Raw genomic sequence first — 21,683 nt, 5'->3', positions numbered from 1 at the left:
TATTTTAAATTAAGATTTTATAGACATTGATAAAGAATAGTTCCATTTTCTTCTAAAATATTCGAATAACAAGACACTTCCATAAAGCATCGAAAAACAGTAAAAACTATCTTCTAAAGGCATGGTTCCAAGTCTGATTCCGAGGTTTTCATTATTGTCATAAAAAACCACTGGATTTCCCGAATAACTTCCCGTCAAAGCGGAATTAACAAAGAAAAACGGCACGTAAATCAGCACAAAACTGATGTAAAACTTTCGCACATATTCCCATTGATAAAAAATTTGAAAAATCATCAATAATGCAAACAAACCAAAACTTGCTGCAGTGTAAATTCTATCTAAATTCGTGGCAAAAACACTTGCACTTACGATTAATAGAAGGACAGAAATCCATTGTGCCCATTTTTTGGTCAACTGCAATTTCGGGAAGAAATATTCTAAAGAATAGTGAATAAAATTGCTGGAATATGGAATAAGCAAGAAAAATAACCATTCTTCTAATGGCAATTTAAACCATCTGATTCCCATTAAATATTCGTCATTAAAACCCCAAACATTTTGGTAAGCAAAATAAATATCCCATAAAATGAAGAAAATCCCTACTGTAATGATTGCCAAAAAATAAGGCTTCCAAAAACGGATAAAATTCATCCATTTTTTCTCAAAACTGAAAATAAAAGGAATGCTGAAACTCAAGATATCTAGAGCTATGTAATAATATTGTTGCAAAACTTTGATTTTAAATTATTGACTATGCCACTTTTGAATTCATGGCTTCTCTGAAATATTTCAAAGGCACGATAAGCATTCCGAAACACTCTCCTTCTTCTTTTCCAAGATGTTTATGGTGCATTTTGTGCGCTTTTCTCAATCCGCGTAAATACCAGTTATTGGTTTTATCAAACCATTTAAAACGTCTGTGAATGAGAACATCATGCACTAAAAAATACGCCATTCCGTACAGTAAAATTCCTAGTCCAATGAAAAAAAGATAGTTGATTCCATTTACCGTTCCGAAATAGAATAACAGAATACTGGGAATTGCAAAAATCACAAAAAAGAAATCATTTTTTTCAAAAACGTGAGGGTAACCTGGTTGGTGATGATCTTCGTGAAAGTACCAGCCTAAACCGTGCATAATATACTTGTGCGTGAGCCAAGTGACACCTTCCATGGTAACGAAAACGCCTAACGTGATGAAAAAATATTGCAATGCTTCCATTTTATAATTTTAAATTTTTAAATAGTTTTTGATGAATTTCACTAGATTTTCATCGTCTGAATTTTTATAGTTTTTAATAATGAAGTTTCGGTCTGATTCTATATTTTTATTGTAACCCAAAAAACTTGGTGTTTTTTCTTGAGAAATCAATCTCATTAATCTGATTTCTATATTGTTGGGTTCTTTTTTAATTGCATCTTCAAGCAACTTTTTCCCTTTATTGAAATAAGAATATTTATTCAAAGGATTAGATGCGTGTTTTGCCATAAAAAAATTACCTACCGCATAAAATGCCATATAAATAGGCTTTTTAGTTGTATCATAAGCATTTTTAGATTTTGAAATAAGGGTTTTACTTACTTCTTCTGAGTTTTCTCCTTTTTGAAGGTAACCTCTTAACTCTACTAAACTTTGTGCATTGATGAAACTGCAAAACAATAAAAATACAAGAACTAACTTTTTCATAGATTTTAAATTTATCTTACGAAGTTAAGATTTTTAAACAAAATCATCTCTCCGAAAAGATAAACTTTTCTCGCATTAGAAACACTGATTCTTTTGTGCATCAATATTTCTGGCTTACATTTTTTAATTTTCTTGAATAAATTCGTGTAATATTTATAAGCCATAAAAACCGCTAATCTAGAAGACATCGGCAACATTTTAATACCAATTAAAGAATGTTCAAAATCTTTAGCAATGTCTTTTTCGATTTCTAATTTATCTTGTTGAGAAAAATTTCTGAAATTCACATTCGGGAAATAGGTTCTTCCTAAATCTGTATAATCTGCAGAAATATCTCTTAAGAAGTTTATTTTTTGGAACGCAGCTCCTAAACTTTGTGCATAAGGTTTCAGTTTTTGATATTCTTTTTCATTCCCATCTACAAAGACTTTCAAACACATTAAACCTACTACTTCTGCGCTTCCGTAGATGTATTCATTGTATTTTTCGTCATTCAAATCCTTGATATCTCCCAAATCCATTCTCATAGAGTGCAAAAAAGCATCTACCAAATGCTGAGGAATATTTTTTTCTCTCTGTGTAGTACAAAAAGAATGAAGAATAGGATTTAGTGAAATACCATTTTCTAGTGCATCTCTGTAGTTTTTCTCGAATTCATCTAGCAATTTTGCTTTGTCATAATCATGAAAAGTATCTACAATTTCATCTGCAAAACGTACGAAACCATAAATATTATAAATATGCTGACGAATTTCTGGCTTAAACAAAGTAGAAGCTCTAGAAAACGAAGTGCTGTATTTTTCGGTAACCATTTTCGAGGTTAATCCAGAAATGTGATTAAAAATTTGAAAATTATTCATTTTTCTTGTGTTTTGTGTGGTTTAAAATTGAGTCTAACAAATTTTCAACAGATTAATTGTTCTTTAGAATATAATCTGTCACTACTTTTCCTGAAATCAATGCAGGTGGAACTCCAGGTCCTGGAACAGTTAATTGCCCTGTATAAAAGAAATTTTTCAATTTTTTATTCTTAATCGTTGGTCTTAAAACCGAGGTTTGCAATAAAGTATTTGCCAAACCATAAGCGTTTCCTCTACAAGAATGATAACGCTCTTTGAAATCTTTTACACCGAATGATTTTTTGAAAACTATGGCATCACTTAAATCTTCTCCTGTGCATTTTTTAATTCTATCGAGAATCAACTGGAAATATTTTTCGTGAATTTCTTCGTTGTCTTCTAAATCTACCGCAACTGGAATAAGGAAAAATCCAACTTCCTTACCTTCTTCACAAAGGGAATCATCTGTTTTACTTGAAAAATTAGCATAAAACAAAGGTTGTTTTGGTAATTCTTTGGTATCATAAATTTCTTTTGCATGCGCTTCAAAATCTGTATCAAAGAACAAATTATGATGCAAAAGATGGTTAACTTTTCTGTTAAAAGCTACATAATATAAGAAAGAACTCGGCGCAAAAGTTTTCTTTTGCCAATATTCTTCACTGTAATTTCGGTTTCCGTTCAAGAGTTTTTCGGTGTGTGCATAATCTGCTCCAGAAATGAAAACATCAGCTTCATAAACTCCATTTTGAGTTCTGATTTTTTTGGCTTGATTATTTTCATAATCTATTCCAATAACTTCTTCATTCACATGAAATTCTACGCCTAATTCTTTGGCTAATTTCACCATTCCAAGTGCAACCGCATTGAAACCACCTTTCGGATACCAAGTTCCCAACCCGAAATCTGCATGATTCATAAAGTTGTAGAAAGCTGGAGTTTTATTCGGTTTTGCACCTAAAAATAACACTGGAAATTCTAAAATACTTCTCAATTTAGGATTTTTGATTTCCTTTCTTACTTGCTCAGAAATATTTTTTACAAATAAATTTAGTCTTTTAGCACTTTCTACAGAAACCAATTCTAGCAATGATAAACCTGGATTATACACCAAATCCTGCATCGCAATTCGGTAGTTTTCTTGTGCTTCATCCATGAATTTTTTCAAATGTTTTCCGCTGCCTGGTTCTATTCTTTCGAAAGTTTCAATGATTTTTTCTGGAGTATCTTCGATGTCGATGTATTCATTTTCACCAAAAACCACTCTATAAGCTGGCGAAAGTTTTTCTAGCTCATAATAATCTGAAACTTTTTTGCCAAAATCTGCAAAAAATCTCTCGAAAATATCTGGCATCCAATACCAACTTGGCCCCATATCAAACTTATAGCCATCAATTTCCATCATGGAAGCTCTTCCTCCTAATTGTTCATTTTTTTCTAAAACCGTCACTTTGTAACCCGCTTTTGCCATATAACAAGCAGAAGCTAGCGAAGAAAATCCGGAACCAATAATTACTGTTGTTTTCAAGGGTATTTAATTTTTTATATTGATGATAATGCTTCTTCTAATTGATGTCCAAAATAACTTTTTTTGGTTTCTAAATATGATTTATTGATATGATTAGCCTTAATATTCAGTGGAATTCTCTTCACCAATTGAATATTACTGTTTTCCACAAAACTTAATTTTTCGGGATTATTCGTTAAAAGATTGATTTTTTTAACGCCTAAAATATTTAGAATTTCTATGGCTACATTAAAATCTCTATCATCTGCTGGTAAACCCAACTGAAGATTAGCTTCTACTGTATCAAGACCTAATTCTTGCAACTGATAAGCCTTTATTTTATTGATAATCCCAATATTTCTACCTTCCTGACGAAGATATAAAATAATTCCTCCATTTTCATCAATATATTTCATAGATGCATCTAATTGTTGACCACACTCGCATTTTTGAGAATGAAAAATCTCTCCCGTAATACATTCTGAATGAATTCTTACGTTTACCACTCCGTTAAAATCTGTGTTTTCAGAAATTAATGCAATGTGTGGCATCCAATCTTCTTGTGATTCTGAAAACGCTACAATTTTGAACTTTCCAAAATCTGTAGGCAATTTTGATTCTGCTTGTATCTTGATCATATTATCTATTTTTTAAATCATAATTATTGTACAAATTTATACTTTATTTTGTTAAGTAGTAAAATATTTTACTATTTTTGTCATCAATAAATTCTATTGAATGTATCAATTAATAGAAATTAACTCAAAAAAACTCATTATTAAAGGAATACAAACCGATTTAAAAAAATTGAAATATGAAAAATAAAACCATCAATTCAGAAAAAGTTTTATCCGATTACGGAAATTATTTACTTACTCACGGAGAAAGACCTAAAAATATCTTCGTTTTTGCAAAAGAAAATCACTTTGATGAAAAAGAATTTTATCAATTCTTTTCAAGCTTCGAACATCTGGAGAAAGAAATTTTAAAGCATTTTTTTCAAAAATCTTTAGAACTTTCTCTAGAAATCGAAGGTTATGAAGACATGAGTGCTAAAGAAAGATTACTGAATCTTTATTTCATCTTTTTTGAAAACCTTACCATGAATAGGTCTTTAGTTCTTATGATTTTAGGGAAAAAGAATCTTTCTACATTACAAAAACTCCAAGAACTAAAATCTGAACATCAAAAATTTATTAAAACATTAGACTTTAATGACTTAGAAATTTTAGAAAAAGCTAAAGATTCTATTAAAAATTTCAATGAAAAATCTAGAGAAGAAGCGCTTTGGTTACATTTTCTCTCTATCATTGAATTTTGGCAAAAAGACGAATCTCCAAGTTTTGAAAAAACAGATTTATTCATCGAAAAAACCATTGACACAGGTTTTGAATTCTTAAACAATGAACCTTTGAAAAAAATCATTGATTTAGGAAAATTCTTGTGGAAAGAAAAATTTCAAAAATCGTAAAAAATGAAAACCCTCAATAAAATTCCCACGGGAAAAATAGAACGCGCCAGCAATTTACTGAAAGCCGGTGCAAAAGTTGGCGTAAATTACATTAAATATTACGGCAACAAAATCACCAAAGACGAAGAAGAAGCCAAAAAAATTCTAAACGAAGACAATGCAGCAGACATCTATGACAGTTTAAAGGAATTGAAAGGTTCTGCGCTGAAAGTAGCACAAATGCTGAGTATGGAAAAAAATATAATGCCGCAAGCTTATGTAGAAAAATTTTCGCTTTCGCAGTTTTCGGTTCCGCCACTTTCTGGAGCTTTGGTTAAAAAGACTTTTAGAAAATATTTTGGTAAAAATCCTGAAGATATTTTTGATGAATTTTCGCCAGAATCAGTCAATGCAGCGAGTATTGGTCAGGTTCATAAAGCCAAAAAAAAAGGTCAAGAATTGGCCGTAAAAATTCAATATCCTGGAGTTCAAGAAAGCATTTCCAGCGATTTGAAATTGGTAAAACCTATTGCGATGAAGATGTTCAACATCAGAAAAGAAGGTTCTGAATCGTACTTTAAAGAAGTAGAAGATAAATTGTATGAAGAAACCAATTATGATTTAGAACTCTCACGAAGTGAGCAAATTGCGCAACAATGTGCTCATTTAGAAAATATAAAATTCCCAAAATATTATCCAGAATTCTCATGCGAAAAAATCATCACGATGGACTGGTTGCACGGAAAACATTTCTCTGAATTTATTAAAACCAAGCATCCACAGAAAATGCTGAATAAAATCGGACAAACACTTTGGGATTTTTACATGTATCAAATGCACGTTTTGAAGCAAGTTCACGCAGATCCACATCCTGGAAATTTTTTGATTTCGGAAAAAGGCGAATTAATGGTGATAGATTTTGGTTGCGTGAAGGAAATTCCGAGTGATTTTTATGAGCCTTACTTTGAATTGGCTAAACTGGAAAATCTAATGAATCCTGCATTTTTTGAACAAAAATTGTATGAATTAGAAATTCTAAAACCCGAAGATTCATCAGAAGAAAAAGTTTTTTTTAGCAAGCTTTTCCATGAAATGTTAGAATTATTTACCAGACCATTTAATCAAGATTTTTTTGACTTTTCTGATGAAAATTTCTTCCAAGAAATTGCAGATTTAGGTCAGCGTTATGCTAAACTCAGCGATTTAAAAAACATGAATACCAATCGTGGTTCTAGACATTTTATTTATCTGAACCGAACGTTTTTTGGTTTATATAATATGATGCACGATTTAAGAGCTGAAGGAATAGAAATTAACCATTATCAAAAATTCATGGTAGAAAATGCCTAAAAATTTGCCCTCAAAAATCTGTGAAGTTTGCGGTTTCCCTTTTAACTGGCGCAAAAAATGGAAAAAAGACTGGGAAGAAGTGAAATATTGTAGCGAAAAATGCAGGAAAAACAAAAAATCAACATCGTTTGGTTCAAAAATGATTTAAGAACCAAAGACCAAATATCACTATTTAAGGCAGCTCAAGAAGATTTGCCTTTTATAGCATTGTATATTTTCGATGAAGATTTTTATCAAAAAAAGCAGTTTGGTTTCAGAAAAATCGGAAAATTTCGTGCAAAATTTTTGTTAGAAAGTGTTCAAGATTTAAAACAAAATCTTGCTGAACTCAATATTCCTTTTCTAACAAAATTTGGAAAAACAAAGGATATTTTTGAAAAAATCAATGAACACTACTCTATTCAAAAAATCTTTTGTGAAGAAGAATTTACTCAAGAAGAAATAGATGTAGAAAAGAGCGTTTCTTCTGTCTTACCTCATGTGAAATTTGAAAAATATTATTCTCAATTCTTGCTAGAACCTGAATTTGTTTTCGGAAAATTAGAAAAAATCCCTGCACTTTTTACCACTTTCAGAAACAAGGTTGAAAAGAATTTCATCGTAAGAAAACCTTTAAAAACAAAAAAAAGAAAAGTTTATTTCGAGCTAGAAATTCCATCAGACAAAATTGATTTAGAAAAATTAGGTTTTGAAAATTTTAAAACGCATCCTCATTCAGCATTTCCTTTTTCTGGCGGTGAAAACGCAGCTTGGGAAAGACTGCATTATTATTTTGAGGAAACTCAATTGCTTAAAGATTATAAAAATACCAGAAATGGATTGGTAGGAAGTGATTACAGTTCCAAATTTTCGTCGTGGTTGGCTAATGGAAGTATTTCAGCGGTTTCCATTTATGATGAAGTGAAAAAATTTGAACAAAAATTCGGAGCCAATGAATCTACGTATTGGTTGATTTTCGAATTGCTGTGGCGAGATTATTTCAAATTTATTGCTTTGCAACACCGCAATGAAATTTTTTACAAAAACGGACTTCAATCCCATAAAAATGTAGAATTTCAGAATAATCCTAAAAAATTAGAACAGTGGGTTTCTGGAAAAACGCACTCAGAATTTGTGAATGCCAACATGATTGAACTCCAAAAAACGGGTTTCATGAGCAATCGAGGAAGACAAAATGTAGCTTCTTATTTCTGTAAAAATCTAAAACTAGATTGGCGAATTGGTGCAGCCTATTTCGAAGAAATGCTCATCGATTATGATGTTCACAGCAATTACGGAAACTGGTTGTATTTGGCTGGAATAGGAAATGATACACGAGACAGAAGTTTCAACACAGAAAAACAAGCTGAACAATATGATAGCAATAAAAAATTTAGAAATTTATGGCTGAAAAACCACTAAAAACGGCACAATTGATATTTCCGCATCAGTTGTTTCAAGAGATTTCATTTCTTGAAAAGGAAATTCCTGTCTTTTTAGTGGAAGAATTTTTGTTTTTCAAACAGTATACATTTCACCAACAGAAACTGGCTTTTCATAGAGCTACTATGAACTTCTATGAAAACTTTCTACTCGAAAAAGGATTCAAAGTTCAGTATATAGAAAGCATTTCGGAGCTTTCAGATATTCGAAATTTAATACAATTTTTAGAACAAGAAGGTTTTGAAAAAATCAAAATCATAGATGTTTGTGACGATTGGTTGGAAAAGAGAATTTTAAAGACAAAACTAGAAGTTGAGATTATTGAAAACCCAAGTTTTATCAATTCAAAAGAAGATTTAAAGGTTTATTTTGAAGGCAAAAAGCATTATCATCAAACTGATTTTTACAAGCAACAGCGCATTTCTAGAAATATCCTTTTAGAAAGCGGAAAACCAATAGGCGGAAAATGGACTTTCGATACCGAAAACAGAAAAAAATATCCTAAAAATAAAAAATCACCTTCTTTTTCATTTCCTCAGAATAATCGTTTTTTCAAAGAAGCCAAAAAATACGTTTCTGAAAATTTCGGAAATCATTACGGGGAATTAACAGATTATCAAATCTATCCAACTACCTATTCAGAAGCGGAAATTTGGCTTGAAAATTTCTTAGAAAACAGATTTTTGGAATTTGGAATTTATGAAGACAGCATTGTAGAACATGAGCATTTTTTGCATCACAGTGTGTTGTCTCCATTGATGAACATTGGCTTTTTAACTCCAAATTACATCATCGAAAAATCCATAGAATTTGCTCAAAAAAATGAAATTCCACTCAATTCATTAGAAGGATTTATTCGTCAGATTTTAGGTTGGCGAGAATTTATTCGAGGAATTTATTTTTACAAAGGTAGTTTCGAAAGAACCCGAAATTTTTGGAAGCATCAACGAAAAATTCCAAAATCTTTTTATGATGGAACTACAGGAATTGCTCCGATTGATAAAACCATAAAAAAAATATTGAAAACGGGTTACGCTCATCACATTGAACGATTGATGGTTCTCGCCAATTTTATGAATTTGTGTGAATTTCATCCAAATGACGTCTATCAATGGTTTATGGAAATGTTCATCGATGCGTATGATTGGGTGATGGTTCCTAATGTTTATGGCATGAGTTTGTTTGCAGATGGCGGTTTGATGAGCACAAAACCGTATATCAGCGGAAGCAACTATCTCAAAAAAATGAGTGATTATTCCACTGAAAATTGGGGAGAAATTTGGGATGCTCTTTTTTGGAATTTCATTGCTAAAAATAAGGAATTTTTCAGAAAAAACCCAAGATTGAGCATGATGCTTATTACTTGGAATAAAATGACGGAGCAACAAAAAGAATTACATCTCGTGAGAGCTCAAAACTTTTTAGAAAAATTAGACCAATGATGAAAAAAAATTTTAGTGTAGAACAAATAGACAGAATTATAGAAATGGCATGGGAAGACAGAACACCGTTTGAAGCCATTACTTTTCAGTTTGGAATTTCTGAAGCTGAAACCATCGCTATAATGAGAACTGAACTAAAAAGAAGTTCTTTCAATCTTTGGAGAAAAAGAGTGAATTCTGGCATTAGTCAAAAACATCTCAAAAAGAGAAATCCAGAAATTGAAAGATTTAAATGTACCAGACAGAAAACCATTAGTTTAAATAAAATATCAAAAAGATAAATGAGATTTTAGATGTAAGATTTTAGATTTAAAATTTGTGAAATCTGTGAGAAAAATAAACAAAAAGTTAAAATAATATGAAAAATATAGTCATTATCGGTTGTGGAAGCGGAATAGGTTTAGCCACAGCAAAACAATTACAAAACGAAGCGCAAATCATCGGAATTTCTAGAACAGAAACTCCAGAATTGAATAATGTAAAACTTCATTTTTATCAAAAAGACATCCTAATAGACAGTTTAGATGATGTTTCTTTTCCTGAAAAAATTGACGGATTGGTTTATGCACCAGGAAGCATTAATCTGAAACCTTTCGGCAGATTATCTGATGAAGATTTCAAAAAAGACTTTGAAATTAACGTTTTGGGAGCTATTAAAATCATTCAGAAATTATTGCCAAATCTTAAAAAATCTGACAGTGCAAGTGTGGTTTTATTCAGCACCGTTGCAGCAAAATTAGGGATGCCTTTTCATTCTTCTATCGCCGCAAGTAAAAGCGCTGTAGAAGGTTTGGTAAAAAGTTTAGCGGCAGAATTTTCGCTTCAAAAAATAAGATTTAACGCTATTGCACCGTCACTTTCAGACACCAATTTAGCCACTGCTTTATTGGCATCACCAGAAAAAAGAGAAGCCGCTGCAAAAAGACATCCGCTACAGAAAATAGGAAATCCTGAAGAAATTGCAAAAATGGTTGTATTTTTACTTTCTGATTCTTCTTCTTGGATTACCGGACAGATTTTTGGCATTGACGGAGGAATGAGTACTATTAAATTATAAGCAATATGGAAACCAGTTTTTTAATTAATCTCCTTTTAGAAGTTCAGGAATACGAACATTCTAAATCGTTTAAAAATCATGCTACGATAGAAGATTTCAGAATTTGGCTCAACGAAAAAAAATATACAACAGAAAGTCCGACCAAACTTTTTAAAAACGAAAACCACGAAGTAAGTTTCACCGAAAATGAAATTTGCAAACAGGTTTTGCTTTTGGGCAGATTTTCTAAACAAATGATTCGCAAAGGTTTAAGCGATTTTCCGACTTTAGCCAATGAAGAATTCACATATTTGTACAGACTCAAAGATGAGCCTTCTTTGACCAAAATGCAACTCATCGAAAGAAACGGTCACGAAAAACAAACAGGAATTCAAATCATCAAAAGACTTTTAGATGATGGTTTGATTCAAGAAATGGTGGATGAAAATGACAAACGTGCCAAAAGATTGACTTTGACCAAAAAAGGAGAAGAAGCCTTCCATCAATCGGTAGATAAAGTCAATACCACTTCTAAAATTCTTTCGGCTAACCTTAAAAGTGATGAAAAAACAAAATTGCTGGAATTACTTAAAAAAGTAAACGATTTTCATTACACTTTGTACACAGAATACAAAAATTCTGAAATTAAAGAACTCCTTCATTTGATAGAATAAGCATGGATAAAATTTCTATTTTTTGGTTCAGAAGAGACCTTCGTTTAAAAGACAATCACGGATTATATCAAGCATTAGAATCTGGTAAAAAGGTGCTACCTATTTTTATTTTTGACGAAGATATTTTAGATTTATTAGAAAATAAGTCGGACAAGAGAGTTGATTTCATTGTACAAGCTTTACATACCCTGAATTCTTTTTTAAAATCAAAGAATAAAGGCATCAAAATCTTCAAAGGAAAACCTCTTGAAATTTATAAAAAACTCACTGAAAACTATGAAATAGAAGCCGTTTACAGCAATGAAGATTATGAACCTTACGCAATAAAAAGAGACCAAGAAATTGCCGATTTTTTGGCTTCAAAAGATATAGCTTTTCATCAGTTTAAAGACCAAGTTATTTTTCACAAAAACGAAATTGTAAAAGCCGACAAAAAACCTTACACAGTTTATACACCATATTCAAAACTTTGGCTCAATGAATTTCAAAAAGTTGATTTACAAGGATTTCCATCAGAAAAAAAACTAGACAATTTATTAGATGTTCCTTTTGAGGAGTTCAAAATTGAAGATATTGGTTTTCAAAAAACAGATTTAACATTTGAAGTTCCAGAAGCAGACCTTCACATCATCAAAACCTATGAAGAAACCCGAAATTTCCCTGCGGTAAAAGGAACTACACAATTAGGCGTTCATCTGAGATTTGGAACCATTAGCGTGAGAAAATTAGCCAAAATTGCCAAAGAAAATAATCTTACCTTCTTGAAAGAATTGATTTGGAGAGAATTTTTTATGCAGATTTTGTATCATTTTCCGAAAGTGGTCAATCATTCTTTCAAGTCAAAATATGATGCGATTCCTTGGGAAAATAATCCTGAATTTCTAGAAAAATGGAAAGCCGGAACAACGGGATTTCTTATTGTAGATGCGGGAATGCGTGAACTGAACGCTACAGGTTTTATGCACAATAGAGTCAGAATGATTACGGCGAGTTTCCTCATCAAACATTTGCTTATCGACTGGCGAATTGGCGAAGCTTATTTTGCGGAAAAATTAATGGATTACGATTTAAGTGCGAATAATGGAAACTGGCAATGGTGTGCAAGTTCTGGTTGTGATGCTGCTCCATATTTTAGAATTTTCAATCCTGATGAACAGCAGAAAAAATTCGATCCAGATTTTAAATATATTAAAAAATGGATTCCTGAATTTGGAACGAAAAACTATCCAAAACCTATTGTAGAGCATAAAAAAGCCAGAGAAAAAGTACTAAAAGTGTACAAAGAAGCTTTAGATAATTTAGACTAAAATTCTTAAACTTTTTGGGAGCACTTTTACTTTAACTGGAGATGAAATTTGGTTAAATTCACCGTCTAAATGCCACAAATCAGAATCTACAGAAAACTCAATTTCTGGAACTGACAAATAATGAATGTACTGATTGGGAACCAATTTTTTTGTAAACATTCTGTACGCAAAAACGCCAGAATGAGTGAAAGGAAACTTCTTTACCAAAGCAATTTCTAACAAGCCATCACTTTTACTTGCATGAGGAGCAATGTAAGCATTATTCCCGAATTGACGGGTGTTTGCAACATTGAGCATCAAGTATTTTCCGTCAAATTTTTTAAATTTTTCTTCGAATTTGATGGTAATCGGTTGGTATTTAAAAAAAGTCTGAATAGAAGTTTTGATATAATTTTTAAAACCTCTAGAAGTCTTCTCAAAAGCTTCGATTACAGCGCCGTCAAATCCTACTCCAGCTACATTAATCGAAAATCTTTCGTTTACCGTAAACGTATCAATTTCTTTAAAATTTTTCTTTTGGATTTTCGCTAAAAGTTCGTCTAAATTTTTAGAAAACTTGGTTTCATTCGAAAAACCGTTACCACTTCCTGCTGGGAAAATCCCGAGAATTTTATCCGTGTGAATTAAATTTTTCGCCACTGTAGAAATGGTTCCGTCACCACCAATAGCAACGAAAATGTCTACTTTTTCAAAATTTTCTTTGATGAAATTTTCAGTATCTTGAATGGATTTAGAAATTAAATACAACGGATTTTCAACCTTTGATTGTAAAGAATTAAGAAAAGGCTGATAATTTTTCTTTGCAGAAAAAGGATTGATGATAAATGCTACGTTTTGCATGGGTGCAAAAGTACGGAATTATTTAATGTTATTCCTCGAAATAAATTCTGGTTTTAAATAAGCTTTCAACTCAGAAAAAGGGATAGAAATTTCTACTACTCCTGCTGCATAAGCTGTAATTTCGTATTGATTGTACACAAAAGTGATATTTTGGGAATCAAAATAGAAATTGTTATTTACGGGAATTTTATCGACTAAAAGCATTTCTTTTTGGTCTGGATTTTTAAAATTTTTCATTAAAATTTTATTCCAATCTACTTTATTGATGTCCATGAAAACATCAGAAAGTTGAATCAATGCATTGGTTTTTAAATCAAAATTTTTGAACAATACATTGTAATAACCATGTGCTCCACCAGAATATCCATCATTTTCATAGGAAATGGTAAGGATATCATTTTGATTAGAAAAAACCTTCATGTAAGAATTTTCTTCCCAAGTTTGTTCAAAATCTGGAGTATATTCTTTAGCATCTTCTTGACCTTGAGAAAAATAAGCTTCTTTTTGATTTACCAATTCTTTCTGAATATTTTCTTTATAATAGGTCTCTAATCTGATTCCTGATGGACTATAAATACTGTCTAATAAAGTTTTATTATGCAGCGTAGGAAATAACAAAATGGTTGATGAAGTTCGTAATTTCAAAGTTTTCGCAACAGAAATAGAATCTTGCAATTGAAGAGAATCTACTGCAAAAGGTAAATTTTCAGAAGCTAATTCATTGGCATTTTCTGGAATTATTCCTTTATTTCCTGTAGTTTTTGGGCTACAAGAAAAGAGTACGAAAGCAGTAGCTAAAGCTAGAAAAATAGTTTTCATGGAATTCAGATTTGTGAACTTAAATATAGCAAAAAACCGTCCAAAAATTGAACGGTTTTGAAATTATTGATAAAATATTGAATTTTAAGCGTCAATATTTGCATAGATTGCATTTTTCTCGATGAATTCTCTTCTTGGTGGCACTTCGTCGCCCATTAACATAGAGAATACGTTATCTGCTTCTGCAAGGCTTTCTATGGTTACCTGTTTTAAGATTCTGTTTTCAGGATTTAAAGTCGTTTCCCATAACTGTTCTGGGTTCATTTCCCCAAGACCTTTATAACGCTGTACTTCTACTCCTTTTCCATCTGGAGCCATTTCTAATGTTTTTGCTTCTCTTTCTTTCTCGTTGTAAGCATACATTTTTTTGTTTCCTTTTTTCAATAAATATAAAGGAGGTTGTGCAATGTAAATGTATCCTTGTTCGATGAGTTCTTTCATATATCTAAAGAAGAACGTAAGAATCAACGTAGAAATGTGAGAACCATCAATATCAGCATCGGTCATGATTACGATTTTGTGATATCTTAGTTTTGCCAAGTTCAAAGCTTTAGAATCTTCTTCAGTTCCTACAGAAACACCAAGAGCAGTATAAATATTCTTGATTTCGTCATTATCATAAACTTTGTGAAGCATAGATTTTTCTACGTTCAAGATTTTACCTCTCAATGGAAGAATCGCTTGGAAATGTCTATCTCTACCTTGTTTAGCGGTTCCACCTGCAGAATCTCCCTCTACTAAGAAGATTTCTGAAATTTCTGGATCTTTAGAAGAACAGTCAGATAATTTCCCTGGTAAACCAGAACCTCCCATTGGAGATTTTCTCTGAACCATTTCACGAGCTTTTTTCGCAGCTTGTCTTGCTTTTGCAGCTAATACTACTTTTTGTACGATTTGCTTCGCTTCATTAGGGTTTTCTTCTAAGAAATTAGTAAGCATTTCGCCTACAATTTTATCTACTGCACCAGAAACTTCTGAGTTTCCTAATTTGGTTTTGGTTTGCCCTTCGAACTGAGGCTCCATCACTTTTACAGAAATAATCGCTGTAAGACCTTCTCTAAAGTCATCACCCGTAATTTCTACTTTTTCTTTTGCAGGAAGACCTAGTTCATCAGCATATTTCTTTAGAGTTCTCGTTAAAGCTCTTCTGAAACCTGCTAAATGCGTTCCACCTTCGTGCGTATTGATATTATTTACATAAGAGTGTAAATTCTCGTTGAATGAAGTATTGTAACGCATGGCTACTTCTACCGGAATATCATCACGCTCACCTTCCATGAAGATTACGTGTTCCATGATTGATTCACGGTTTCCATCAATGTAGGCAACAAATTCTTTAAGACCACCTTCTGAATGGAACGTTTCAGTTGGGAAACTTCCATCTTCGTTTTTTCTTCTTTCGTCTGTTAAAGTAATGGTAATTCCTTTATTTAGGAAAGCCAATTCTCTTAATCTAGCAGCTAAAGTATCATAATTGTATACCAATTCTTGGAAAATGCTTCCATCTGGTTGAAAGAAAACTTCGGTTCCTGTAGAAGTAGAAGTTCCTATTTCTTGTACATCTGCTAATGCTTTTCCTTGAGAATATTTTTGTTGGTATAATTTTCCGTTTCTAGAAACAGTAGCGATTAACGAAGTAGAAAGTGCGTTCACACAAGAAACCCCAACTCCGTGAAGACCACCAGAAACTTTGTAAGAATCTTTATCAAACTTACCACCTGCACCAATTTTGGTCATTACTACTTCTAGCGCAGATTTTTGTTCTTTTTGGTGAAAGTCTACAGGAATACCTCTACCATTATCTTTTACAGAAATTCCGTCTCCTTCGTGAATGGTTACTGCAATGGTATCACAATGACCTGCCAAAGCTTCGTCAATAGAGTTATCAACTACCTCATAAACCAAGTGATGCAAACCTCTAACACCTACATCACCAATGTACATAGAAGGTCTAAGACGTACGTGTTCTATTCCTTCTAATGCCTGAATACTGTCTGCTGTATATTGTTTTTGACTCATAATAAAATTTTAATTTTGGGATTTGAAGCTTAGATTTGAGATTAAAAATAGATTTCAAAAGTTCTGAAATCTAAAATCTCGCGGCTAAAATCTTCATTTCGCAAAGACTTACAAATATCGTAAAAATTAGTGAGATATGAAAGAAAAAACGGCTTTAAAAATCATAAAAAGTTATCAACAATAACACAAAATTTCTTTGCAAAACTCATTCAATTTCTTCCAAATAAAAAAGCGGACATCAGTCCGCTTTTATTGATTCTATTTATATAGTTTTACACTAATTTCATTAACAAATCATCATCTGTTTTCTCTACCTTCACCACGTTTAGTTTGGTAAGGTTTTTAGAGGTTTTGTCCCATTTTTTTCCTGAAAATTGAGATTGCGTTTTTACCTCAGCTAAACTCATTTCACCTCCATTTTTTTCTAAAATCTCAATGATAATTTTATCATCTTCATTCAATTCTACTTTTGGAACCGCTTTTTCTGGTCTCATTTGAGGGAAGAACAATACTTCTTGAATAGATGCATTATTGGTCAAGAACATAATTAATCTATCCATACCAATTCCCAAACCTGAAGTTGGTGGCATTCCATATTCTAACGCTCTTAAGAAATCTTGGTCTATGAACATTGCCTCGTCATCACCACGCTCAGAAAGCGCCATTTGAGACTCGAAACGTTCTCTTTGATCAATTGGATCATTCAACTCTGAATAAGCATTGGCAATTTCTTTACCACAAACCATTAATTCAAAACGTTCGGTAAGACCTTCTTTGCTTCTGTGTTTTTTAGTTAAAGGCGACATTTCGATTGGATAATCGGTAATGAAAGTCGGCTGAATGAAGTTTCCTTCGCATTTTTCGCCGAAAATTTCATCAATTAATTTTCCTTTACCCATCGTTTCATCTACTTCAATCCCGATAGATTTTGCAAAATCACGCAATTCATCTTCAGATTTTCCTGTAATATCAAAACCTGTGAATTTCTGAATCGCTTCTGTCATCGAAACTCTTGGATATGGAGCTTTCCAGTTGATGGTATGTTCTCCAAACTGAGATTCTGGAGTTCCGTTAACAGAAACCGCACAGAATTCTAATAATTTCTCAGTGAAATCCATCATCCAGTTGTAATCTTTGTACGCCACATAAATTTCCATCGCGGTAAACTCTGGATTGTGGGTCCTGTCCATTCCTTCGTTACGGAAATTTTTAGAAAATTCATAAACCCCATCAAAACCACCTACGATTAATCTTTTCAAATATAATTCATTTGCAATTCTCATGTACAATGGAATATCTAGCGCATTATGATGCGTAATGAAAGGTCTTGCAGCAGCTCCACCAGGAATTGCCTGTAAAATAGGCGTTTCTACCTCGAAATAACCTGCGTTATTGAAAAACTCACGCATCGCATTGAACAATTTTGTTCTCTTTACGAAAATTTCTTTTACGTGAGGATTCACCGTCAAATCTACATAACGCTGTCTGTATCTAAGTTCTGGGTCATTAAAAGCATCATGAGTTACTCCATTTTCATCAGTTCTAGGTTGAGGAAGCGGACGAAGTGCTTTGGTTAATAAGGTGAAGTTTTTCACCATTACCGTCATTTCTCCTACTTGCGTTTTGAACAACTCTCCTTCTACACCGATGATATCACCAATATCTAAAAGATGTTTATAGACTTCGTTATAAAGCGTTTTATCTTCGCCAGTACAGATTTCATCACGATTAAAATACACCTGAATTCTACCTTCAGAATCCTGTAATTCTGCGAAAGAAGCTTTCCCTTGAATTCTTCTAGACATTAATCTACCTGCGATTTTCACTGATTTTCCTTCAGTAAAATCGTTCTTGATAGACTTGGTAGTATCTGTAATTTTATATTCATCTGCTGGGAATGCGTTTATTCCCATTTCGGTCAGTTTCTGTAATTTCTCTCTTCTGATGATTTCCTGTTCTGATAAAGACATTGTTTTTCAATTTTTTGGAATTGCAAAAATAAGGATTTTTTTACGAATTTTTAAATTTCTTAAAAATTAGATTGGTCAAGAAAAAAGCAACCCAAAAAGGCTGCCTTCTGTTAAAATCACAATTGGTACAATTGTTTATTTTTTTAGGGTGAGAATATATTTCACCATTTTTTTTGCATTTTCTTTATCCATTCCAGCGTGAGCAGCCATAGGAATTTCTCCCCAAACTCCACTACCACCGTTGATGATTTTATCTGCTAACATATCAATGTCTGCTTCAGTATATTTTGCCGCTACTTCTTGATAAGAAGGACCTACTAATTTAGCATCTTCTTTGTGACAAGTAAGACAATCTGAACCTGCGATTAATGCTTTACCTTCTTCTTCAGGAGTTGCAGCAGCTGTAGCAGCAGTTTGTTCTGTAGGTTCTGGCAACATTACATTGGTTTCTTTTACTGGCTCTTCTTTCTTAGAACAAGAAACCGCTACTAATGCACCGAAAGCTAGTGTTAAAATAATTCTTTTCATAGATATAATATTTTATTTATTTTAATTTTTTCAAATTTAGTGAATAAAGCCTTCTCTTTTTTCAAAATGCTAAAAATCATATCAAATTTTTTAAAAATTTATTCGAAGCATAATTATTAAAAAAAACTTATTTTTGTGAACCAAAAATTAGAAATGAACGCTTCACAAAACAAAAAAATAAAATTCGAAGAACTAGGTCTTAAAAATTATCTTGAGGCTTTTGAATATCAACAATCTTTAATGGATGAAATCATTGCCATTAAAATCAAAAATAGAGAAAACGAAGACCAAGAACCTGAAACTACTCCTAATTATTTACTGTTTGTAGAACACCCACATGTTTACACTTTAGGAAAATCTGGAGACGAGCACAATATGCTTGCTAATGAGAGTAAACTGAAAGAAATAGACGCCACTTTCGTAAAAACCAATCGCGGTGGAGACATTACTTATCATGGTTTTGGTCAACTTGTAGGCTATCCGATTTTAGATTTAGACAACTTCAAATCAGATATTCATTTATATATGAGAAATCTGGAAGAAGTAATCATCAGAACCATTGCAGAATACGGCTTAAAAGGCGAAAGAAGTGTGGGCGAAACTGGAGTCTGGTTAGATGTAGGAAAACCTTATGCTAGAAAAATTTGTGCATTGGGTGTTAAAACTTCAAAATGGGTGACTATGCACGGTTTTGCCATCAATGTCAATACAGACTTACGCTATTTCGAATACATTATTCCTTGCGGAATCAAGGACAAAGCAGTTACTTCCCTAAAACGAGAACTAGAAAGAGAATTTACACCGGCAGAAGTGGAAGAAGTAAAAGAAAAAATAAAGAAACATTTTCAAGATGTTTTCGAAGCGGAACTTTTTTAAGTTTCGCTTTTTCTTTTTAAAAAATCTTCGCTCCTCTGTAAACCTCCGTTTGAGATTCCATCAGCGGAGCTGCGTTTTGTCTAAAAGTAAAAAGATGCTCCGTTCCTGCATGTAAATGATGATATTCTTCGGTTTCCCAAAGTTCAATTAAGAAAAAAGTGCCTTTATTTTCTCGGTCTTCTATTAAATCATATTGCAAGCAACCTTCTTCTTTTCTGGTTTCTATTACCAACTTTTTCAATAGTTCTATCGCATCAAAAAGATGATTCTCTTTAAATCTAAATAATGCTACTATGTATAAATTCATAACTGACTGTAATTTCTAAAACAAAAGTATTGATTTTTAAAAACACCTCAGAAATAAATTTTTGAAAGTTTCTCAGAATCCTCAAATTTTTCCATTAGAAAATTCATAAAAAAAGTATCTAATTTTTATTAATTCGTAATTCCAAAAAATTTTTATCTTTGTGAAAATTCAAAAAGTAAAATGGCAGAATACAAATTAATCCTTCCAAGCATGGGAGAAGGCGTGATGGAAGCTACTATTATCAGTTGGTTATATAAAGAAGGCGACACCGTAAATGAAGATGATTCTGTGGTAGAAATTGCTACCGACAAAGTAGACTCTGATGTTCCTACACCAGTTTCTGGGAAAATTGTAAAAATTTTAAAACATAAAGACGAAGTTGCTAAAATTGGTGAAGCAATCGCTATTTTAGACATTTCGACTCCGCTTAATGGTACAACAGGAGAAGGAGAAGCTGCACCAGTTGCAGAAACTCCGAAAGCAGAAGAGCCTAAAACTGAAGTTCCTGCCGCAGAAGTAGTAAAAGAATTAGAAAAACCTTTAGCTACCACTTCTACTCCTCAAGAATTTTCTGGAGATGTATATCTTTCTCCACTCGTAAAATCTATTGCTCAAGAAGAAAACATCTCTGAAGCAGAACTTAAAACCATTAAAGGTTCTGGTTTAGAAGGCAGAATTACCAAAGAAGATATTTTGGCTTTTGTAAAAAACAGAGGCACTTCTACTCCAGTTGCGGCTCCAGTTGTTGCGGCTCCACAATCTGCGCCAGTTCAAGTTGCAGAAGGTGACGAAATCATTCCAATGGATAGAGTTAGAAAAATCATTGCAGATGCTATGGTTAATTCTAAGAGAACTTCGCCACACGTTACTTCTTTCATAGAATCAGACGTAACCAATGTGGTAAAATGGAGAGCTAAACACAAAGATATTTTTGAAAAACGTGAAGGTGAAAAATTAACTTTCATGCCTATTTTTGTGAAAGCTGTGGTAAAAGCTATTCAGGATTTCCCAATGATTAATGTTTCTGTAGATGGCGACAAAATCATCAAAAAGAAAAATATCAACATTGGTATGGCAACTGCTTTACCAGACGGAAACCTTATCGTTCCTGTAATTAAAAACGCTGACCAATTATCACTTTCTGGATTAGCAAAAGCAATTAATGATTTGGCTTACAGAGCGAGAAACAAAAAACTTCGTCCAGAAGATACTCAAGGTGCTACTTACACCATTTCAAACGTAGGAACTTTCGGAAATTTAATGGGAACGCCTATTATTCCTCAACCGCAAGTTGCGATTTTGGCAATTGGTGCGATTGTGAAAAAGCCTGCAGTTATTGAAACCAAAGATGGAGATATGATTGGTATTCGTCAAATGATGTTCATGAGTCATTCTTATGACCACAGAGTTGTAGACGGTTCTCTTGGCGGAATGTTCCTAAAACATGTTCATGATTACCTGCAAAACTGGGATATGAATACAGAAATTTAAGAGCCAAGTAAAAAGATAAAAGCAAAAAGTAGCCTTCGAAATTTTTCGGAGGTTTTTTTGTAGCCATTCCCGCTTTCACTACTCGCTTTTTTAAAATTTTTACCAACAAAATCCCCAGC

23 protein-coding genes are annotated in these 21,683 nt (G+C 32.6%); 11 read left to right on the top strand and 12 right to left on the bottom strand.

Annotation, left to right across the window (positions count from 1 at the left end):
* Nucleotides 1-9: 9 nt before the first annotated feature.
* The 6 genes from ACT53I_RS03110 to ribA are packed head-to-tail and all read right to left on the bottom strand — an operon-like array spanning nt 10 to nt 4,671.
* Nucleotides 10-729 (bottom strand): lycopene cyclase domain-containing protein, encoded by a 720-nt coding sequence (locus tag ACT53I_RS03110; protein ID WP_476078387.1) that lies wholly within the window; start codon nt 727-729, stop codon nt 10-12.
* Between the two features lie 22 nt (nt 730-751).
* Nucleotides 752-1,222, bottom strand: coding sequence for a sterol desaturase family protein (locus tag ACT53I_RS03105; protein WP_476078386.1), 471 nt, complete (start codon nt 1,220-1,222; stop codon nt 752-754).
* Between the two features lie 9 nt (nt 1,223-1,231).
* Entirely contained in the window at nt 1,232-1,687 is a 456-nt protein-coding gene (locus ACT53I_RS03100; RefSeq protein WP_213195737.1) for a hypothetical protein, read from the bottom strand.
* Between the two features lie 11 nt (nt 1,688-1,698).
* The gene (locus ACT53I_RS03095; RefSeq protein ID WP_476078385.1) at nt 1,699-2,547 is read right to left on the bottom strand and encodes a phytoene/squalene synthase family protein; all 849 of its coding nucleotides are present in this window, start codon (nt 2,545-2,547) and stop codon (nt 1,699-1,701) included.
* A 52-nt stretch (nt 2,548-2,599) separates the two neighbouring features.
* Nucleotides 2,600-4,054: a phytoene desaturase family protein gene (locus ACT53I_RS03090; protein WP_476078384.1), complete on the bottom strand. Its 1,455-nt coding sequence runs from the start codon at nt 4,052-4,054 to the stop codon at nt 2,600-2,602.
* Between the two features lie 14 nt (nt 4,055-4,068).
* On the bottom strand, nt 4,069-4,671 hold the full coding sequence (ribA, locus tag ACT53I_RS03085) for a GTP cyclohydrolase II (protein WP_476078383.1): 603 nt from the start codon (nt 4,669-4,671) through the stop codon (nt 4,069-4,071).
* Nucleotides 4,672-4,847: 176 nt separating this feature from the next.
* On the opposite strand from ribA, the gene ACT53I_RS03080 reads away from it, so the two are divergent.
* From ACT53I_RS03080 to ACT53I_RS03040, 9 genes are all read left to right on the top strand, one after another.
* Nucleotides 4,848-5,504: a TetR family transcriptional regulator C-terminal domain-containing protein gene (locus tag ACT53I_RS03080; protein ID WP_476078382.1), complete on the top strand. Its 657-nt coding sequence runs from the start codon at nt 4,848-4,850 to the stop codon at nt 5,502-5,504.
* Nucleotides 5,505-5,507: 3 nt separating this feature from the next.
* Nucleotides 5,508-6,833 carry an ABC1 kinase family protein gene (locus ACT53I_RS03075; RefSeq protein ID WP_476078381.1) on the top strand — a complete coding sequence of 442 codons (1,326 nt, stop codon included), beginning with the start codon at nt 5,508-5,510 and terminating at the stop codon, nt 6,831-6,833.
* Nucleotides 6,826-6,981, top strand: a complete 156-nt coding sequence (locus ACT53I_RS03070) for a DUF2256 domain-containing protein (protein WP_476078380.1) — start codon at nt 6,826-6,828, stop codon at nt 6,979-6,981. Before ACT53I_RS03075 ends, ACT53I_RS03070 begins: the two co-directional genes overlap by 8 nt.
* The gene (locus ACT53I_RS03065; RefSeq protein ID WP_476078379.1) at nt 6,933-8,234 is read left to right on the top strand and encodes a DASH family cryptochrome; all 1,302 of its coding nucleotides are present in this window, start codon (nt 6,933-6,935) and stop codon (nt 8,232-8,234) included. The genes ACT53I_RS03070 and ACT53I_RS03065 overlap by 49 nt, the downstream gene beginning before the upstream one ends.
* Entirely contained in the window at nt 8,216-9,697 is a 1,482-nt protein-coding gene (locus ACT53I_RS03060) for a cryptochrome/photolyase family protein (RefSeq protein ID WP_476078378.1), read from the top strand. Before ACT53I_RS03065 ends, ACT53I_RS03060 begins: the two co-directional genes overlap by 19 nt.
* Complete coding sequence (locus ACT53I_RS03055) at nt 9,697-9,978, top strand: TIGR03643 family protein (protein ID WP_461378300.1); 282 nt, start codon at nt 9,697-9,699, stop codon at nt 9,976-9,978. Before ACT53I_RS03060 ends, ACT53I_RS03055 begins: the two co-directional genes overlap by 1 nt.
* 77 nt (nt 9,979-10,055) lie before the next feature.
* A complete protein-coding gene (locus ACT53I_RS03050) occupies nt 10,056-10,754 on the top strand; it encodes an SDR family NAD(P)-dependent oxidoreductase (RefSeq protein ID WP_476078377.1) in 699 nt (232 codons plus the stop codon).
* A 5-nt stretch (nt 10,755-10,759) separates the two neighbouring features.
* Nucleotides 10,760-11,407 carry a MarR family winged helix-turn-helix transcriptional regulator gene (locus ACT53I_RS03045; protein WP_476078376.1) on the top strand — a complete coding sequence of 216 codons (648 nt, stop codon included), beginning with the start codon at nt 10,760-10,762 and terminating at the stop codon, nt 11,405-11,407.
* 2 nt (nt 11,408-11,409) lie between these two features.
* Nucleotides 11,410-12,714: a cryptochrome/photolyase family protein gene (locus ACT53I_RS03040; RefSeq protein WP_476078375.1), complete on the top strand. Its 1,305-nt coding sequence runs from the start codon at nt 11,410-11,412 to the stop codon at nt 12,712-12,714.
* Here ACT53I_RS03040 and ACT53I_RS03035 read toward each other — a convergent pair.
* The 5 genes from ACT53I_RS03035 to ACT53I_RS03015 all read right to left on the bottom strand — a co-directional run bounded on the left by ACT53I_RS03035 (nt 12,706) and on the right by ACT53I_RS03015 (nt 18,890).
* Nucleotides 12,706-13,554, bottom strand: coding sequence for a diacylglycerol/lipid kinase family protein (locus tag ACT53I_RS03035; RefSeq protein WP_476078374.1), 849 nt, complete (start codon nt 13,552-13,554; stop codon nt 12,706-12,708). The two genes, ACT53I_RS03040 and ACT53I_RS03035, sit on opposite strands and share 9 nt — an antisense overlap.
* Nucleotides 13,555-13,572: 18 nt before the next feature.
* Entirely contained in the window at nt 13,573-14,373 is an 801-nt protein-coding gene (locus ACT53I_RS03030) for a DUF3298 and DUF4163 domain-containing protein (protein ID WP_476078373.1), read from the bottom strand.
* Between the two features lie 84 nt (nt 14,374-14,457).
* Nucleotides 14,458-16,392: a DNA topoisomerase (ATP-hydrolyzing) subunit B gene (gene gyrB / locus ACT53I_RS03025; protein WP_069796649.1), complete on the bottom strand. Its 1,935-nt coding sequence runs from the start codon at nt 16,390-16,392 to the stop codon at nt 14,458-14,460.
* A gap of 272 nt (nt 16,393-16,664) precedes the next feature.
* On the bottom strand, nt 16,665-18,362 hold the full coding sequence (gene lysS / locus ACT53I_RS03020) for a lysine--tRNA ligase (RefSeq protein ID WP_476078372.1): 1,698 nt from the start codon (nt 18,360-18,362) through the stop codon (nt 16,665-16,667).
* A 135-nt stretch (nt 18,363-18,497) separates the two neighbouring features.
* The gene (locus ACT53I_RS03015; protein WP_476078371.1) at nt 18,498-18,890 is read right to left on the bottom strand and encodes a c-type cytochrome; all 393 of its coding nucleotides are present in this window, start codon (nt 18,888-18,890) and stop codon (nt 18,498-18,500) included.
* Between the two features lie 153 nt (nt 18,891-19,043).
* Here ACT53I_RS03015 and lipB point away from each other — a divergent pair, with 153 nt between their 5' ends.
* On the top strand, nt 19,044-19,766 hold the full coding sequence (gene lipB, locus ACT53I_RS03010) for a lipoyl(octanoyl) transferase LipB (RefSeq protein WP_476079372.1): 723 nt from the start codon (nt 19,044-19,046) through the stop codon (nt 19,764-19,766).
* A gap of 16 nt (nt 19,767-19,782) precedes the next feature.
* Here the strand turns inward: lipB and ACT53I_RS03005 are convergent, their stop codons facing one another.
* Entirely contained in the window at nt 19,783-20,073 is a 291-nt protein-coding gene (locus ACT53I_RS03005; RefSeq protein WP_476078370.1) for a putative quinol monooxygenase, read from the bottom strand.
* 180 nt (nt 20,074-20,253) lie between these two features.
* Between ACT53I_RS03005 and ACT53I_RS03000 the strand changes: the two genes are divergently transcribed.
* Entirely contained in the window at nt 20,254-21,564 is a 1,311-nt protein-coding gene (locus tag ACT53I_RS03000) for a dihydrolipoamide acetyltransferase family protein (RefSeq protein WP_476078369.1), read from the top strand.
* Nucleotides 21,565-21,683: the final 119 nt, after the last annotated feature.

The sequence above is a fragment of the Cloacibacterium sp. DMC96 genome, assembly GCF_056313765.1.
Note: the sequence above shows the minus strand (reverse complement) of the source record. Positions and strands in the feature narration are given on the sequence as shown.